The following is an 18,138-nucleotide window of genomic DNA, read 5'->3' as shown; positions in this document are numbered from 1 at the left end:
AATGAACGAACCAGCGAAGCTCATGTGGTGGCAGGGCAGCGTGGTGCCCGCCGGGGACACCGCGCTGACCCTCGCCAACCACAGCCTCCACTACGGCCTCTGCGTGTTCGAGGGCGTCTCCGCCTTCCCTTCCGGGGATGACGGCCACCACGTCTTCCGGCTGGAGGAGCACATGACCCGGTTCGCCGAGTCGTGCCGCCTGGTGGGAACGACGCTCGCCCAGTCGCCCGCCGAACTGGCCGCCGCCTGCCACGAGACACTGACCGCCAACGGTCTGCGCCGGGCCTACCTTCGTCCCGTCGCCTTCCTCGGCGACGGGGTGCTGGGCCTCGCCGCGCCCGGTGCGCAGGCCCAGGTGGCCGTCCTGGCCTTCGACGTCTCCTCCTTCGACGAGGTCATCCGCGGGCAGCAGCCCCGGCTGACCCTGTCGTCGGTCGCCCGGCTCAGCCCGCACGCCTTCCCGACCAAGGCGAAGGTCTCCGCCGGCTACCTCAACTCCAGGATCGCCTGGATGGACGCCCAGCGGCGCGGTTACGACGACGCGCTGCTGCTCGACGACACCGGCTTCGTCGCCGAGTGCACCGTGCAGAACGTCTTCGGGGTGCGCGGACGCACCCTCCTGGTGCCCGACTCCCCGGCCGCGCTCGACGGGATCACCGTGGCCTCCGTCATCGAGATCGCCCACGACCTCGGGTACGAGGTGGACCGGAGCCCGCTCACCGCCGCGGACCTGCCGGCCTGCGAGGCCCTGTGCGTGGCGAGCACCGCCGGCGGCGTGCGCCCGGTCCGGTGCGTGGACGGGACCGACTTCGACACGGAGAACGCCGTGGTCGCCGAGATCGTGCACACCTACCGGCAGGCCGAGCTGGGGCTGCTCCCCCGGTACGCGAAGTGGGTGTCGCTCTGATGGCCGACGCACTCGTGGTGGACCTGTACGACACCCTGCCCGAGGAGCTCCGCGGGCGGATCGACGCGCTCGGCCGGGAGCACTGGCGCCGGGCGAACGCCGGAGTGCCGCGCGTCGCGGACTCCTGGTGCCCGACCCGGCCCCTGATGCTGGGCCCCGAGGCCCACGCGCTGGTCGGCGCCGTCGCGGACCGCGCGGCGGGCCTGGTGCTCGACGCGTGCCTGCGCCGGGTGGCGACGGCCGGCGAATTGCTGGACGCCCTCTCGATGCCCCGGGAGCAGTTCCCGCTCCTCGATCCGGCACAGCCGCTCACCGAACGGCTGCTGACCTCCCTGCGCGCCGACGTCATGGTCGAGCGCGGCGTGCCCAAGGTCGTCGAGCTCAACATCGACGGGGCGATCGGCGGGGCCATCGAGGCCGACCTCATCGCCGCCCAGTTCCACCAGGTCTACGCCGACCTGCTCCCGGCCGGACCGCACGGCCCGGCGGGCCCGCTGCGCACCCCGCCGTCGGCGGTCGACGCGTTCTTCGCCGAGCTGGTCTCCTTCCTCGGCCTGACCGACGGCAGCTGCCTGCTCGTCCCCGTCTTCCGCGAGGACGGCCTCGACGCCCTCGCCGACCTGGACGACTTCATCGGCTTCCTCGCCCCCATGGCGGAACGGGGCAAGGCGTACGGCGTCGGCGTCGTCGGGTACCCGCTGGACGAGCTGACCCTCGACGACCGGCAGCGGCTGCGGGCCGGCGAGCAGATCGCCGACGGCGTGTTCCGGCTGTTCATGCCCGTCGAGCAGGCGGGCGCCGGGCTCGACGCGCTGGAGCGGGCGCTGCGGGCGGGCACCGTCGGCATGTACACCCCGGAGGCGACCAGCCCGGTCAGCGACAAGCGGGTGCTGGCCTGGATCTGGGAGGACCTGCCCCTGCTGGACCCGGCGGACCGGGAGTTCGTACGCCGGCACGTTCCGCACACCACCATCGCCCGGGCGGACGCCCTCGGCGAGGACCGGACCTCCCTGGTCCTCAAGCCCGGTGACGGCTACGGCGGCGCCGGGGTGACCCTGGGCCGCTCGGTGACCGAGGAGGAGTGGCGGGAGCTGCTCCTGGCGGCCGCCGCGAAGGGCGACCACATCCTCCAGCGGGTGGTGGACGCCGACCTCGTCACCTTCGAGTTCGCGCACGACACGACCGGCGAGATCCGCAGCGCCGCCGTGCCCTGCGTACTGGGGCCGATGATGTACGGCCGCGAGCTGTCGGGCGTCTACGTCCGGCACGCCACTCCCCGGCCCGGTGAACTCATCAACACGCACCAGGGCGCTGCCTCCAACAGCGTGCTGATCGTGGAGAGTCCGACGGTCGGACGGTGAGTGTCGACGGCAGCCGCGCCCCCGCCCTGCTGGACCCCCTCCGGCAGGCGGACTTCCGCTGCCTGGCGGGGGGCCGGATGGCGACCTACTTCGCCAACGCCATGGCGCCGATCGTGCTCTCGTTCGCGGTGCTGGACCTGACCGGTTCGCTGATCGACCTGGGGATCGTCGTCGGGGCGCGGTCGGTGGCCAATGTGGCGCTGCTGCTGTTCGGCGGTGTGATCGCCGACCGGCTGCCGCGCAGGCTGGTGCTCCAGGGGTCGAGCGTGGCTGCCGGACTGGCCCAGGCGGTGATCGCGGCGAGCGTGCTGTTCGGCTTCGCCTCGATCCCGGTGCTCGTCGTCATCAGCGTGATCAACGGCATGGTGGCCGCGGTGTCGCTGCCGGCGGCGGCCGCCCTCGTACCGCAGACCGTCCCGCACGAGATGATCCGGCCGGCCAACGCGGTCGTGCGGATGGCCGTGAACGCGGGGATGGTCCTGGGTGCCTCGACCGGCGGGCTCGTCGTCGGCTTCGCGGGCCCCGGCTGGGGCATCGCCGTCAACGCGGCCGTGTTCCTGCTGGCGGGGCTGTGCTTCGCCGGGATCCGGGCCGCGAAGACCGCGTCGCCGGCCGCGGGGCCGGCCCGGCCTCTGGCCGAACTGCGCGAGGGCTGGTCGGAGTTCACCTCCCGCACCTGGGTGTGGGTGGTGGTGCTCCAGTTCCTGGTCATCAACGCGGTGGTCGCGGGCGGGCTGCAGGTGCTCGGCCCCACGATCGCCGACCAGTCCTTCGGCCGGACGACCTGGGGGCTGCTGCTCGCCGCGCAGACGGCGGGCGCCTTCGCGGGCGGCTTCATCGCGGCCCGTACCCGGCCCCGGCACGCCCTGCGGATCGGAGCGGCCGTGGGCGCGTTCGAGGCGGTGCCGCTGTTGGCGCTCGGGACGACCTCGCACATCGCCCTGCTGCTGGCCGCGATGTTCGTCAACGGTGTGGCCCTGGAACAACTGGCGGTCGCCTGGGACGTGTCCTTACAGGAGAACATCCCTCCGGAACGGCTCGCCCGGGTCTACTCCTACGACGCGCTCGGCTCGTTCGTGGCCATCCCGGTCGGGGAGGTCGCCGCGGGCCCGATCGCCCTCCACGTGGGCCTCGACACCACGCTGGTGGTCGGGGCCGTACTGGTCGTCGCCGCCACCGGTTTCGCCCTGTGCAGCTCCAGCGTGCGCCGGCTGACCGTCAAACCGGCCGAGCCGCACCTGCCGGCCGGGGAAGTGACCGCGTGAGGAAGACCACCACCGCACCATCGGCACGAAAAGCACCACACCTAGGGGGACCACCATGCCGCACGGCATATCTCTCATCGACAAACCGGGGTGGTACGGAGGGGAACCGTACCCGCCCGAAGCCCTGGACCACATCCGTGCCCTGCCGGCGTCGCAGCAACCCGACTGGGCGGCCCACGAGGCCCTCGGCTCCGCCGTAGGGCAACTGGGGTCGGCACCGGGGCTCGTCGGCCCACGCGACATCGAGCAGTTCGACCAGCTCGTCGCCGACGCCGCGCTCGGCAACGTGGGCATCCTGCAGGCCGGGGACTGCGCGGAGGACCCGGCCGACTGCACGTCCGAAGCCGTGCGCGGCAAGGTCCGCATGCTCGACGTCCTCGCCTCGGCCCTCTCGGAGATCACCGGCAGGCCGACGGTACGGGTCGGCCGGATGGCCGGGCAGTACGCCAAGCCGCGCTCCCGGCCCACGGAGCGGCGCCACGGCCGTGAACTGCCCGTTTTCCGGGGGTACATGGTGAACCGGCCGGAGCCGGAGCCGGCGGCCCGCGCACACGACCCGCGCGGGCTCACGCGCTGCTACCGGGCCGCCCTCTCCGTGCACGCGGCCCTGCGGCCGGACACCGGGTGGACCTTCGCGACCACCTGGACCAGCCACGAGGCCCTCGTCCTCGACTACGAACTCCCGCTGGTGCGCGGGGACGGCGCGGGGCGGACGTTCCTCTCGTCGACCCACTGGCCGTGGATCGGCGAGCGCACCCGCTCCACCCGCGGGGCCCACGTGCGGCTGCTCTCGACGGTGGTCAACCCGGTGGCGTGCAAGGTCGGTCCGACGATGAACCCCGCGGAGCTGGTGGAGCTGTGCGGGCTGCTCGATCCCGACCGCCGGCCGGGCCGGCTCACCCTGATCGCCCGGCAAGGTGCCGGCGCGGTACGGGGGAACCTGCCCGCCCTCGTGGAGTGCGTACGCCGGGCAGGGCATCCCGTGGTCTGGATGTGCGATCCGATGCACGGCAACACCGTCACCACTGCGAGCGGCCGCAAGACGCGCCTCGTCGAGGAGATCGTCCGCGAGATCGCGGGCTTCCGGCACGCCGTGGAGTCCGGCGGCGGGGCGGCCGGCGGCCTCCACCTGGAGGCGACCTCCGACGAGGTGCTGGAGTGCGTGGCCGGGGCCGACGGCGTCACCGGCCTCGCCGGCCGCCCCGAGCCGCTGTGCGATCCCCGGCTGAACCTGGAGCAAGCCCTCACCGCGGTGTCCGCCTGGCGTGCCTGACGCCGCCGCCCACCTCCACCAGCCGGCCTTCCACTTTTTTCTGCAACGGGGGAACATCCGAAATGAAACCGCATTCCGACCAGACGGTCGGCGCCCTGCGCGGCCCGTCCGTCGACCATCCCGCGCCCTACGGCATCCCGGGCCTGATCCGGGCCGCGAGCGAGCGCACACCCGACGCGGTGGCCTGCGCGGGCGCGGGGGAGACCTGGACCTACCGCCGGCTGGAGGAGGTCTCCGACCGCCTCGCCGCCGAACTCCTGCGCCGCGGCCTGCCCGAGGACCGGCCCGTCGCGGTGCTGGCGCGGCGCGGGCCGCACATGGTGGCCGCGCTGCTCGGCGTACTCAAGGCCGGGCTGCCCTACCTGCCGCTGGCCACCGACGAGTCGGCCGAGCGGCTCGCGCTGATCCTGGACACCGCCCGGCCCGAACTGGTGGTGGGCACCACGGAGGCGCTGGCCGACTGGCGGGGACCGGAGGGTCCCGCGCTGCTGGACGTGGAGCCGCTGTCCGCCGATCCCGACGGGGCGTACGTGCCCGGCCCGCTGCGGCCCGTCGCCGCGGACCAGCCGGTCAACATCATCTTCACCTCGGGTTCCACCGGCACGCCCAAGGGCGTCGTGGTGCCCAGCGGGGGTGTCACCAACCGGTTGCTGTGGGGGCAGCGCCACTACGGGCTGACGCCCGAGGACCGCGTCCTGCAGAAGACCCCGTACACCTTCGACGTGTCCGGCTGGGAGATCTACTGGCCGCTGACCGTCGGCGCGCGGCTGGTCCTGCTCGCCCCCGGTGAACACGCGGATCCGGCCGCGATCATGAAGACGGTGATCGAGCACCAGGTCACCGTCTGCCATTTCGTGCCCTCGATGCTGGACGAGTTCCTGCGCTGGCCGGGCGCCGCCGACTGCACCGGCCTGCGGCACGTGTTCTGCAGCGGCGAGGCCCTGCCCGCCACGCTGGCGCGGACCTTCGTCAAGACGCTCCCCGCCCGGCTGCACAATCTGTACGGGCCCACGGAGGCCTCGATCGAGGTCACGTACTGGGACAGCCCCGAGGACCCCTCGCTGATCGACGACGTGCCCATCGGTCAGGCCGTCGACAACTGCGAACTGCTCGTCCTGGACCGGGGCGGGCGGCCCGTCGCGGAGGGCGAGACCGGCGAACTGTGCATCGGCGGGGTGCCGTTGGCGCTCGGCTACCTCGGCCGGCCCGATCTGACGGAGCGGGTGTTCGTCCCCGCCCCCGAGGGCAGCGGCCTGGACCGCGTCTACCGGACCGGCGACCTCGTACGGGTGGTGGACGGCCAGATCCGCTACCACGGCCGGATCGACGAGCAGGTCAAGATCCGGGGCGTGCGCGTGGAGCCCGGCGAGGTCGAGAGCGTCCTGCGCGAGCACCCCGGGGTCGACGAGTGCGCCGTGGTCGTCGCCGGTGAACGGGCGCCCCGGCTCGTCGCGTTCGTCCGCCCGCACGGCGACGGCCCGGACCGGGACGGAGCGGACCACGGCGGAGCGGACTGGCAGGAGGAGTGCCGCGCCCATGTCGCGGCCCGGCTGCCCTCCGCGTACGTCCCCACGCATTTCGTGGCCCTGGACGCGATGCCGCTGACCCGCAGCGGCAAGCAGGACCGGGTGGTGCTGCGGCAGCGGGCCGCCGAGCTCCTCGCGCCCCGCGCCGACGCGCCGGCCGTGGACGGCGACCCGCTGACCCGGCTGTGGGCGGATGTGCTCGGCCTCGACACCGTCGACGAGGACGCCGACTTCCTCGCGCTGGGCGGCCACAGTCTCGCCGCCGTACGGCTGCGCGGCGAGCTGCTGCGCTCGTACGGGCTGCGGATCACCCTCGCGGAACTGCTGCGCGAGCGGATCACCCTGGCCGGGCTGCGCCGCCGCGCGGCCACCGCGGCCGGACCCGCCGGCGGGGCCCTGCCCAGGCGGCCCGACCCGGCCCGCGCGCCCGTCTCCGGCGGGCAGCGCCGACTGTGGCTGATGGAGCAGCTCTACCCGCGGCTCAGCGCCTACAACGTGGTCTCCGCCGTCCGCGTGGCGGGGGGTCTGGACACCGCCCGGCTGCGCGAGGCCCTCGCCCTGGTGGTCGGGCGGCACGAGTCCCTGCGCACCTCCCTCGTCAGCGACGGATCGGGCCCCTACCAGGCGGTCGCCGAACACGTGGAACCGCCGCTGGAGACCCTCGTGGTGGACGGGGCCCTGACCGGGGAGCGCTGCCGCGCGCTGGCGGCCGAGGCCGCGGTCCGGCCGCTGCCCGTCGACCGCGCGCCGCTGCTGCGGGTCCTGTACGCGGGGGGCGGCGACGGCGACGGGCTCCTGGTCGCCGTCCTGCACCACGCGATCGCCGACCAGCGGTCGGTGGACGTCTTCCTCGGCGAACTGGCCGCCGCCTACGGCGGGTTCCCGCCCGCGGACGAGCCGCCGCACTTCGGTGACCTGCTGGTCGACCGGGCCGGCCGGGAGGACCCGGCGGAGCGGGAGGCGCACCTCGCGTACTGGGTGGACCGGCTGCGCGACGCCCCGCGGACGCACGGGCTGCCCTTCCAGGCGCGCCGTCCCGCCGTCACCACCTTCGAGGGCGGCGCCGTCGACTCCGCCCTGAGCGGTGCGGACGCGCTCGCCCTGGACGGGGTGGCACGACGGCTCGGGGTCACGCCCGTCGCCGTGGTGCTCGCCGCGTTCTCCACCGTGCTCACCTCGTGGAGCGGGCAGGAGGAGATCGTCGTCGGCGTCCCGTGGTCCTCCCGCGACGGAGGCCCCAGCGAGGACGTCATCGGGTTCCTCATCGACACCCTCCCGGTCCGGGTGGGCGTGGCCGCCGCGGAGAGCTTCTCCGCGCTGGTCCGCCAGGTCTCCGACACGATGATCGACGCCCACGGGCACGCCGGCGCCGACTTCGAGGAGATCGTCCGGGCCCTGGGCCTCCCCCGCAACCTGAGCCGCAACCCCCTCTACCAGATCTGGTTCAACGACCTCACGCACGCCGCTCCCGCCCCCGCCTTCGACGGGGTGCCGGCCGCCCGGGTGGAACCGGACACCACCGGCTCGCTGTTCGACCTCGGCCTGTACCTGCACCGCGACGGGGACGCGGGCTACCGGCTCCAACTGGTGCACGCCCGGGACGTCTTCGACGCGGAGACCGCCGGGCACCTGCTCGGCCAGGTCGTCCGGCTCCTCCGGGAAGCCCCCGCCGACCTCGACCGGGCCCCCGCCGGCCGGCTGCTGGGCGGTGACCGGCCGCCGGCCGAACTCGCCCCGCGCCCGGCCCTCACGAGCGTGACCGAGTCCTTCGAGCGGGCGGCCGAGCGGTACGCCGACCAGGTGGCGCTGAGCTTCCCCGGCGGCCGGATGACGTACGCGGAGCTGCACGGCCGGGTCCTGGCGCGCTCGGAGGCCCTGCGCGGGGCCGGCTGGGCGGGGCGCGCCGTGCTGCTGCCGGGCGACCGCTCCCCCGGGACCGTCGTCGAGCTCTTGGCGGCCTGGCACTGCGGGTGTGCGGTCGCCGTGGTGGACGCCGCCCTGCCCGCCCGGCGCCTGCTGGCCGCCCTCGCCGGGTCCGGCGCCGAGGCCGTGCTCACCGGCGGCGGGGCCGACTGGCCGGTGCCGGTGCTGACCGGCCCGGACCTGCCGCGTCCGGCCACGGAGGCGGTGCCCGTCGACTGGGGGCACGCGCTGTGCACCTCGGGCACCACCGGGGAGCCGAGCGTGGTGTTCGCCCCGCGCGAGGCCCTGCCCGAAGCCCTGCACTGGTACCGCGAGGAGTTCGGGACCGGTCCCGAGGACCGTTTCCTGATGCTGTCCGCACCGGGGCACGACCCGGTGCTGCGCGATGTCCTCGTGCCCCTGACCAGCGGCGCGGCCCTGTACCTCCCGGCCGCGGGCACCGAACCCGGGGCGCTCGTGGACCTTCTGGCGGACCACCGGATCACGGCCGTGCACGCCACCCCGGGTCTGGTCCGGCTGCTCGCCTCGGCGGCGCGCGGCACGGGCCGGCGGCTCGACCGGCTGCGGCACGTGGTGCTCTCCGGGGCGCTGCTGACCGACCCGGTGGCCCGGGAGCTGCGGCGGACCGCCCCGGCCGCGGAGATCCACCACGGCTACGGGTCCACCGAGACCCCGCAGTTGAGCTCCTGGCTGCGCTGGCGCGACCCGGCGGGCGACCCCGTGCGCCGGCGCCGCGATCGGGCGGGCGTTCCCCTGGCGGCCCGCAGCCCCTGGCGCGAACTGCTCGTCGAGGGGGCGGGCGTCGGGCAGCTCGGGGAGATCGTGGTGCGCGGGCGCGGGCTGGCGCTCGGCACCAGTCCGGTGCAGGACCCGTCGCCCTTCGGGCCCGATCCGTACGGGGTGCCGGGGGTGACGGCGTACCGCACCGGTGACCTCGGCCGGTACACCCCGGACGGGCAGATCGAGTTCGTCGGGCGGCGCGACCGCCAGGTGTCGGTCGGCGGCCACCGGCTGGAACCGGCGGAGATCGAGGCGGCGTTGCGCGCGCACGCCGCGGTGGCGCAGGGCGTCGCCGTGGTCTCCGGTACGGAGATCACGGCCTTCGTCGCGGCGCCCGGCGCCGACCCCGTGCTCGGGGAGGAACTGCGCCACGAACTGGGCGCGGTGCTCCCGGCCTGGGCGGTGCCGGGCCGGATCGTCGTCCTGGACGAACTCCCCCTCGACCACAACGGAAAGGTCGACGTCCGCGCGGCCGCGGCCGCGCTCGCACCGGAGGCACCGGTGGCCGGGCCGCCGGCCTCGGCCACCGAGGACGTGATCGTGGCCGCCCTGCGCGAGCAACTCGGCGCGGGGACCGACGTACGGGGCGACGGCGACGGGCCCGGCTCGCCCGTCCATCCGGACACGTCCACGAACTTCTTCGACGCCGGTCTGACCTCGCTGTCGCTGCTGCGGATGCACGAGCGGCTGCGGGCGCGGGGCCTCACCGTCGAGGTCGTGGACCTGTTCCGCTTCCCCAACCCCCGGCTGCTGGCCCGGCACCTGCGCGGCGACGCCGTCGGCGCGCCGGGGACCGCGCCGCCCGCCGCGGCGCTGCGCACCACACCGACCGCCACGTCCGGCGCCGCCCTGACCGGCACGGCCATCGCGCGGCGAGCCGTGCGCCGGCGCATGAACGACCAGAAGAGGACCACTCAGCGATGAACCCGCCGGAGCAGCACGAGATGCACGAACAGGACCGGACGGCCCAGCCCGTCGCGATCGTCGGTATGGCAGGACGGTTCCCCGGTGCGGCGAACCTGGAGGAGTTCTGGCTGGCCCTCTCCGAGGGCGAGGACTGCTTCAGCACCCTCGGCGACGAGGAGCTGCGGGCCGCGGGCGTCGAGGAGCGGCACCTCCAGGACCCCCACTACGTACGCCGGATCCCGCTGCTGGAGGACGCCGAGCGGTTCGACGCGGCGTTCTTCGGGATGACCCCGCGCGAGGCGTCGATGCGCGACCCGCAGCAGCGGCTCTTCCTGGAGCTGGCGCACTCGGCCCTGGAGGACGCGGGCTACGACGCCTTCGCCGTGCCCGGCACGGTCGGCGTGTACGGCGGCGCGGCCTCCAACCGGTACGCGGAGTTCAACATCCGCGCGAACAAGGAGCTCGCGGCCCGCGCGGGCGCCCTGTCCCTGGACATCTACAACAACAACGACTACGTCGCCAGCACCGCCTCGTACCGCCTCGGACTGACCGGCCCCGCCATGTCCGTCGCCACCGCCTGCTCCACCTCGCTGGTGGCCGTGCACCTCGCGTGCGAGGCGCTGCGTTCGGGCGAGTGCGACGTGGCGCTGGCCGGCGGTACGGAGATCGAGCTGCCGTACGCGCACGGCTACCGCTGGGCGCCGGGCAGCATCTACTCGCAGGACGGCGTGTGCCGTCCCTTCGACGCCAAGGCCAACGGCACCGTCTTCGGCAACGGCGGCGGAGTCATCGTGCTCAAGCTGCTCGCCGACGCGCTGGCCGACGGGGACCCGGTGCGTGCGGTGATCCGCGGCTCGGCCGTCACCAACGACGGTTCGGACCGGGTCAGTTTCAGCGCGCCGGGCGTGGACGGGCAGATGCGGGCCGTGGTGGAGGCGATGACCGTCGCCGGGCTCGCGCCCGGGGACGTCGACTACGTCGAGGCGCACGGCACCGGCACGGACATCGGCGACTCGATCGAGATCGAGGCGCTCACCTCCGCGTACCGGTTCCTGGCCGACGGCGCCGGGCTCACCCCGTCGAGCGTGGCGCTCGGATCGGTGAAGTCGAACATCGGCCACCTCGGTCCGGCCGCCGGAGTCGCGGGGCTCATCAAGACCGTGCTCTGCCTGGAGCACGGCGAGCTGGTGCCCACCGTGCACTTCACCGAGCCCAATCCGAAGCTGAACCTGGGGGCGACCCCCTTCCGCGTCGTCGGCCGGCGTGACGCGTGGCCGGCCGGGGCCGGGCGGCCACGGACCGCCGCCGTGAGTTCCTTCGGCGTGGGCGGCACCAACGCCCACGTCCTGCTGGAGCAGGGGCCCGCGGCGCCGCCCGGCACCCCGGCCGACGGTCCCGAACTGCTCGTCTGGTCGGCGCGTACGGAGCCCGCCGAGGCGGAGGTCCGCAGCCGGCTCGCCCGGCACCTCACCTGGCAGGGCGAGGACGGGTTCGTCGACACCGTCACGACGCTGCGGCACGGCAGGACCGCGCACCGGGAGCGCCGCGCCGCCGTCGCCGGGTCCGCCCGCGCGGCGGTGACCCTGCTCTCCGACGCGGAGGGCCGGGACGTGATCCGCCCGGCGGACGGGGCGGCCTCCCGCCCGGTCGCGCTGCTCTTCCCCGGGCAGGGCTCCCAGCGTCCGCAGATGGCCGCCGGACTGATGGGCTACGACGCGACGTTCACCGAGACGATGCGCCAGTGCCTCGACACCGTGGCCGGGCTCGGCCTCGACCTCGAACCCGCCTGGCGCGGGCCGCACGCCGCCGAACTGCTGGGGCGCACCGAGTACGCGCAGCCGCTCCTGGCGTCGGTCGGCTGCTCCCTGGCCGCGATGTGGCGGGCCTGGGGCGTCTCCCCCGTCACGCTGCTCGGCCACAGCGTCGGCGAGCTGGTGGCCGCCGTGGTGGCGGGCGTGACGAGCCTGGAGGACGGGCTGCGACTGGTCACCGCGCGGGCGCAGGCCATGCAGGCCATGCCCGCGGGCTCGATGCTCGCCGTGTCCCTGGGGCAGCTGGAGGCCCAGGAACTCCTCGTGGACGGCGTGGTGCTCGCGGCCGTGAACGGTCCCCGGCAGAGCGTGCTCGCGGGGCCCGCCGACGCGATCGGCGCGGTCGAGGCGCGGTTGCGCGCGGACGGCGTGCAGTGCAAGCTCCTCGCCACCTCGCACGCCTTCCACAGCCCGGCCATGTCCCCGGCCGCCGAACGCTTCCTGGAGGCCTTCGACGGAGTGTCCCTGTCGGCGCCGAGGATCCCGGTGGTCTCGGCGGCCACCGGGCTGGCGATGACCGACGAGCAGGCCGTGGACCCGGCGTTCTGGGCCGGTCAGCTCACCACCCCGGTGTACTTCGGGCCCGCGCTGGAGCGGCTCCTGGACGGACAGCGGCTCACCACGCTGGAGGCCGGCCCCGGGCGCGCCCTGTCCACGCTGGCGCGCAGGCACGGCACGGACAGCCTGGCCGTACCCGGTCTCGGCCCGGCCGGGAGCGACCGGGAGGCCGTCCTCGCGGCGGCCGGAGCCCTGTGGACCGAGGGCCACGACCTCCGCTGGGAGGCCGTGGGCCCGGCCCGGCCGGCGCGCCGGATCTCCCTGCCGGCCTACCCGTACCAGCGGGAGCGGCACTGGATCAGCCCGCCCGCGCCGTCCGCGCCGCAGCCGCCGCAGGCCGCCGCGCCCGAACCGGAGCAGGTGGAGCGGGCCGGTGCGCAGGAGCAGGCGCCCGCCGCGGTGGAGCCCGCGCCCGTGCGGGACGCGGCGCCCGCGCAGGGTGCCGTGCCCGCGCCCTCCCCGCTGTCGGTGATGCGCTGGGAGGAGCTCCCCACCGGGGCGCGTCCGCCCCGCCACCGCAGCAGCGTCGCGCTGGCGCTGCTGCCGCCGGACCCCGAGGCCGCCCGCCACGTGACGGCCGTACTGGGCCGGGCCGGACACCGTGTGGTGCCCGCCCGCCCGGACAGCTTCCGGTCCGTGCTGGACGGTCTGCTGGCCCGGGGCGAGGAGCCCGCCGTCTACGTGCACGCCCTCGCGGCGCAGCCCTGGCCCGAGGCCACCCCCGACACCGTCGAGGAGCAGGTGGCCGCGGGCGTGGAGAGCGCGTACGCCCTCGTCCAGAGCGTGGTCCGGCACTCCCGGCTGCGGCGGCCCGCCCGGTTCCTGCTGCTCGCCGCGCAGGCCGCCGACGTCTCCGGCGGCGAGGCCGTCAACCCGGCCAAGGCGGCGCTCGCCGGGCTGGCGAGGACCGTCCCGCTCGAAGTGCCCGGCGCGCAGTGCATGCTGCTCGACGTGTCGCCGGGCACGGACGCGGACCTGATCACCCAACAGGTGCAGGAGCCGCAGTGGCCGACGGTGGTCGCGCTGCGCGGCGACCGCCGCTGGACTCCCGTCGAGGTGCCGATCCCCCACGAACCGGCCACCGAGCCCCCGGTCCGCCCGGGCGGGACGTACCTGATCACCGGTGGGTTCGGCGGGCTCGGCCTGGCCGTCGCCCGCGGGCTGGCCGAGACCGGTCTCGCCCCCACCCTCGTCCTGGTCGGCCGCTCCGGCCTCACCGAGGCGGCCGTCGGCGAGGTCGCCGCCATCGAGCAGCTCGGCGCGACGGTGCTGGCCGAGTGCGGGGACGTCACCGACGAGGAGTCCGTACGCGCCCTGGTACGGCGTGTGGAGGGCTCGGCCGGGCAGGTCCACGGCGTCCTGCACGCGGCCGGGCTGCCCGGCGAGGGCATGATCGCCTTCCGTACGCCGGAGCAGGTCAGGGCGGTGCTGTGGCCCAAGCTGCTCGGCACTCTCGTGCTGGAGCGGGTGTTCGCGGACCGTCCCCCGCTGGACTTCTTCGCCTCCTTCTCCAGCCGCGCCTCGATCTCCGGGCTGGTCGGCAGCGCCGACTACGCGGCGGCCAACGCGTTCCTCGACGCCCACGCCTCCGTCTCCCGGCAGCGCTGCGTCAGTGTGAACTGGCCGAGCTGGGCGAGCGTCGGGATGGCCGCCCGCTCCACCGTGGACCCGGGCAGCGGCGAACCTCTCTCCGCGTGGACCGCGGAGCAGCGCCGTGCGCCGCAGGGCCCGGCGGACCCGGAAGGCCTGGTGTACGAGGAGGAGTTGTCGGAGAAGGACTGGGTGCTCGACGAGCACCGGTTCGCCGGGCGCGCGGTCCTGCCGGGCACCGGCCACCTCGACCTGGTGGTCCGCGGGGCCCGCGAACTGTGCCCGCGGCTCGCGGGCGTGCCGGTGAGGCTGGCCGAAGTGGTCTTCCGCCGGCCCCTGTTCGTCGACGGCTCGCGGCGGGTCCGGGTCGTTCTCGAACCGCGCGGCGACGACGCCTGGGCCTTCTCGGTCCGTTCCGGCTCCACCGTGCACTGCGACGGCCGGATCGGCGCCGCCGCCGAATCGGCGGCGCCCGCGGTGGACCTGGCGGCGGTGTCCGCGCGGATGACGGAGACCGTCGACGCGTCCGGCGCCGGCGACCTCGCCGAACTGGGGCCGCACTGGCTGAACGTCACCGAGTTGCGCCGGTCGGCGGACGAGCAGCTGGGCTCGCTCGCCCTCGACGGGCGCTACCACGCCGAGTTGGACGGCCACCCGTTGCACCCCGCGCTGCTCGACAGCGCCACGGCGCTCACCCGGCGCCGCGAGGACGCCCACCACCTGCCGCTGCTGTACGGCGCGGTCACGGTGTACCGCGACCTGCCCGGCGAGTTCACCAGCCACGTACGGCACGTGCGCGGCGGCGGTGACGGCGGCGTCCTGGTCGCGGACATCGACCTGGTGGGCCCGGACGGGGTGGTCGCGGTCTCCGTACGCGGCTTCACGATGCGCCGCGTGGAGGGCAACCCCTTCGGCGCGGACGCGACCGAGGAGCGGCCCGCGGCGGAGCCCGCCGGACTGCCGTCCTCGGACGGCATCCCGCCGGGCGAGGGCGTCGCCCTGCTGTTCGACGTCCTGGCCGGGCGCCCGGCGCGGCAGGTCACCGTACGTCCCTACCGCGACGGGGCGCCGCTCGCCCCGGAGACGGTGCGGGCCCCGCTGGTGGCGGCGCCCGCCGCCCCGGTCCCCGCAGCGGCTCCCGCGCCGGCACCCCTCGCCCCGGCCGCAGTCCCGACGCAGGCGGTCCCCGAGCCCCCGTCCGCACCGGCCGCCGGCGGTGGCGGTGGTGGCGGCGGTGCTGGTGGCGGCCAGGACATCGCCGCGCTGCTGGAGGAGACCTGGCGGGCCGCCCTCGGCATGGCTTCCATCGACCACGGCGCGGACTTCTTCGACCTCGGCGGGGACTCGCTCAGCGCCGTCGGTCTGATCGCGGAGGTCCGGGACCGGCTGGGCATCGAGCTGAGCATCGGCATGCTCTTCGAGTTCCCGACCATCACGGCGCTCGCCGCCCAGCTGCGCCGCGAGACGGAGGGAGCCCGATGAGCACGCCCGTACGCGACGCCGAGGAACCGCGCTGGTCCGTCCGCGGGGAGCACCGTACGGACCCGCGGGTGCGGCTGTACTGCTTCCACCACGCGGGCGGGTCCGCCTCCGAGTTCACGCGGTGGCACCGCTACCTGCCGCAGGACGTCGACGTGTGCGCCGTCCAGCTGCCCGGCCGGGGAGCACGGGTCGGGGAGCGCCCGCACACCCGCATGGGCCCCCTCGTGGAGGAGCTGGCCGGGCAGATCGGGACGGACCTGCCCGCGGTGTTCTTCGGGCACAGCTTCGGCGCGCTGGTCGCGTTCGAGCTGGCCCGGGGGCTGGTGGAGGCGGGAGGGCCCGCACCACGGCACCTCTTCCTCTCCGCCCGCCCCGCCCCCGGTCTGGTCACGCACCGGGGCAGCATCCACGACCTGCCCGAGGAGGAGTTCCTGGACGTCGTGGACCGCCGCCACGGCGGGGTACCGGCGGAGCTGCGCGAACACCCCGAGCTGCGCGGGATGGTGCTGCCGTACTTCCGGGCCGACTACGAGGTCATCGAGACGTACCGGCCCGCCGCGGCCGGCCCCGTCCCGGTGCCGGCGACCGTGCTCGGCGGGACCGACGACGGGATCCCCCTGGAGCAGCTGGAGGCGTGGCAGGAACACCTCGGCGGCCCGTTCGGGGTGCGGATGTTCCCCGGCGACCACTTCTACCTGCGGCCGCAGCGGACGGCCGTACTGAACCTGGTGCGCGCGGTGGCCGGATGAGTACGGACGTCCGCGCGGCGCTCGCGAAGCGGCGGCTCGGTGCCCCGTACGAGCTGCTGCTGTTCGCCTTCGTGGTGTCCGGGCTGGGCAACTGGATCTACCGTCTGGCGCTGCCGCTGATGGTGTTCGAGCTGACCGGGTCGGCGCTGAACACCGCGGTGGTGTACGCGCTGGAGTACGCGCCGCTGCTGTTGCTCTCGCTGCCGGGCGGGGTGATCGCCGACCGGTTCGAGCGCCGGCGGATCCTGGTCGTGGGCGACCTGGCGGCGACGGTGCTCGCGGGGATCCTCGCGCTCATCGTGACGTCGGGGTCCTCGTCGGTGCTGCTGGTCTACCTGGCGGCGTTCCTGCTCGCCTGCGTGGAACCGCTGTACTACCCGGCGTTCCAGGGGATGGTGCCGGACCTGGTCCGCGACAAGGACCTGGAACGGGCCAACGCCTGGATGCAGATGGGCGACAACGTGATGAGCCTCGCCGGCCCCGCGGTGGCCGGCGTGCTCATCGCGGCCGTCGGCTACGAGGGCGCGATCTGGGCCGACGCGGGCACGTTCGCCGTGTCGGCCCTGGCCATGGTGGCCATCCGGGCCAGGTCGAAGCCGCCCGCCGCGCAGGGGGCGCAGCCGGTACGCCGCGACCTGCGGGCGGAGGTGAAGGACTCCCTGGTCCACATCGTCCGGGACAACCGGCCCCTGCTGAGTGGGGCGGTCCTGTTCGCCCTCGCCAATCTGGGCACCTGGCTGGTGCAGGCGAACCTCGTCTACTACCTGAGCGACTACCAGGCGATGTCGCCCAGCCTGATCGGGGTGGTCTTCGCCGCGCAGGGCGCGGGTGCGGTGCTGGGGGCCGCCGTCTGCCCGTGGCTGGGGCGCCGTTTCGCGCCCGGCCGGGTGGTCATCGCGGGTACGGTGCTCGCGGGCGCCGGGATCGTCCTGCTGATTCCGCTGCGCGACGTCGTCAGCATTTCCGTGCTGTGGGCGCTGATCTACGGCATCGGCACCGTGAACATGGTGAGCTGGTTCGTCCTGCGCCAGCGCACCGTGCCCGCGCAGATGCTGGGCCGGGTGGTGGCGACCACCCGGATGATCGCCTTCATGTCGATCCCGGTCGCCTCGGTGCTGGGTGGTGTGCTGGAGCAGCAGTGGCACAACATGTACCTGATCATCGCCATCGCGGGCCTGCTGCGCCTGCTCGTCGGCCTGGGCGCCCTGTTGTCACCGCTCAACTCGGCGGCCGGATGGCGCGATCCGGCCGATTCCTGACGGCGGATCCGGGCGGCACGACGACCGCGGCCAGGAGCAGCCCCGGGGTGGCCGCCCAGCGTCCTTCGTACAGGACGGGCGCGGGCGGCTCCCCGGTCCCCGTCCGCTCCCCCGCCCGGGCCGCCCCGCTCCGCTCGACGATCTCGGCGCGGAAGGTCCCGGCCGCCGGGTCGAAGACGACCGAGGCGTCGGCGAAGCCCAGCCGGCGTCCGGTCATCGGGAACCACGCCTTGTACACGGCCTCCTTCGCGCAGAACAGCAGCCGGTCCCAGTGGACTTGCGGGCAGCCGGCGTCGAGGCCGGCCAGCCGCTCCCGTTCCTCGGGAAGGGTGACGGCTCCCCGTACCCGCGGCGGCAGGGGTTCGTGGGGTTCGGCGTCGATGCCCACGGCCCGTACGTCCGTGCTGCGCGCGACCGCCGCGGCCCGGTACCCGGCACTGTGCGTCATGCTGCCGACCACGCCGCGCGGCCACACCGGCGCCCCGCGCTCACCGGGCAGCACCGCCACGGGCGGTACGCCGATTTCCGCCAGGGCGCGCCGGGCGCAGTGCCGGACGGTGGTGAACTCCCGGCGGCGCCCTTCGTGGCGGGCTCCGCCGAGGGCTTCCCATTCCTCCGGGAGAAGCGTGGATTCGGATACGTCGGCAAAGCTCTCGGCACACGCCACGGCGGCCGGAAGGATCAGTTCGAGCACCTCAGGACCCTAACGACCGGAACGGCTCTTCCGCCATTTCTGCCCGTCGACCCG

Annotated in this window: 9 protein-coding genes; 8 read left to right on the top strand and 1 reads right to left on the bottom strand. The window is 74.9% G+C overall.

Translation table 11 applies throughout. The features are described from left to right. Nucleotide 1 precedes the first annotated feature (1 nt). The 8 genes from IF88_RS0116005 (at nucleotide 2) to IF88_RS0115970 (ending at nucleotide 17,390) form a co-directional block, all read left to right on the top strand. Nucleotides 2-907 (top strand): aminotransferase class IV, encoded by a 906-nt coding sequence (locus tag IF88_RS0116005; protein ID WP_051836938.1) that lies wholly within the window; start codon nucleotides 2-4, stop codon nucleotides 905-907. Continuing rightward, a complete protein-coding gene (locus tag IF88_RS0116000) occupies nucleotides 907-2,268 on the top strand; it encodes a hypothetical protein (RefSeq protein ID WP_158754390.1) in 1,362 nt (453 codons plus the stop codon). Before IF88_RS0116005 ends, IF88_RS0116000 begins: the two co-directional genes overlap by 1 nt. Beyond that, the gene (locus IF88_RS0115995) at nucleotides 2,265-3,533 is read left to right on the top strand and encodes an MFS transporter (RefSeq protein WP_030711633.1); all 1,269 of its coding nucleotides are present in this window, start codon (nucleotides 2,265-2,267) and stop codon (nucleotides 3,531-3,533) included. Before IF88_RS0116000 ends, IF88_RS0115995 begins: the two co-directional genes overlap by 4 nt. A 55-nt stretch (nucleotides 3,534-3,588) precedes the next feature. After that, nucleotides 3,589-4,806, top strand: coding sequence for a 3-deoxy-7-phosphoheptulonate synthase (locus IF88_RS0115990; RefSeq protein ID WP_078892918.1), 1,218 nt, complete (start codon nucleotides 3,589-3,591; stop codon nucleotides 4,804-4,806). Between the two features lie 62 nt (nucleotides 4,807-4,868). Then, nucleotides 4,869-9,959: a non-ribosomal peptide synthetase gene (locus tag IF88_RS0115985; protein ID WP_030711627.1), complete on the top strand. Its 5,091-nt coding sequence runs from the start codon at nucleotides 4,869-4,871 to the stop codon at nucleotides 9,957-9,959. After that, on the top strand, nucleotides 9,956-15,382 hold the full coding sequence (locus IF88_RS0115980) for a type I polyketide synthase (protein ID WP_030711624.1): 5,427 nt from the start codon (nucleotides 9,956-9,958) through the stop codon (nucleotides 15,380-15,382). Before IF88_RS0115985 ends, IF88_RS0115980 begins: the two co-directional genes overlap by 4 nt. Continuing rightward, a complete protein-coding gene (locus IF88_RS0115975) occupies nucleotides 15,379-16,131 on the top strand; it encodes a thioesterase II family protein (RefSeq protein ID WP_030711621.1) in 753 nt (250 codons plus the stop codon). The genes IF88_RS0115980 and IF88_RS0115975 overlap by 4 nt, the downstream gene beginning before the upstream one ends. Further along, nucleotides 16,128-17,390, top strand: coding sequence for an MFS transporter (locus tag IF88_RS0115970; protein WP_030711619.1), 1,263 nt, complete (start codon nucleotides 16,128-16,130; stop codon nucleotides 17,388-17,390). The genes IF88_RS0115975 and IF88_RS0115970 overlap by 4 nt, the downstream gene beginning before the upstream one ends. Here IF88_RS0115970 and IF88_RS0115965 read toward each other — a convergent pair. Then, nucleotides 17,350-18,084 (bottom strand): 4'-phosphopantetheinyl transferase family protein, encoded by a 735-nt coding sequence (locus IF88_RS0115965; RefSeq protein WP_051836935.1) that lies wholly within the window; start codon nucleotides 18,082-18,084, stop codon nucleotides 17,350-17,352. The genes IF88_RS0115970 and IF88_RS0115965 overlap by 41 nt on opposite strands. Nucleotides 18,085-18,138: the final 54 nt, after the last annotated feature.

The sequence above is a fragment of the Streptomyces sp. NRRL F-2580 genome, from assembly GCF_000720115.1.
Classification (GTDB): domain Bacteria; phylum Actinomycetota; class Actinomycetes; order Streptomycetales; family Streptomycetaceae; genus Streptomyces.
This window is presented reverse-complemented; position numbering and strand designations above follow the sequence as displayed.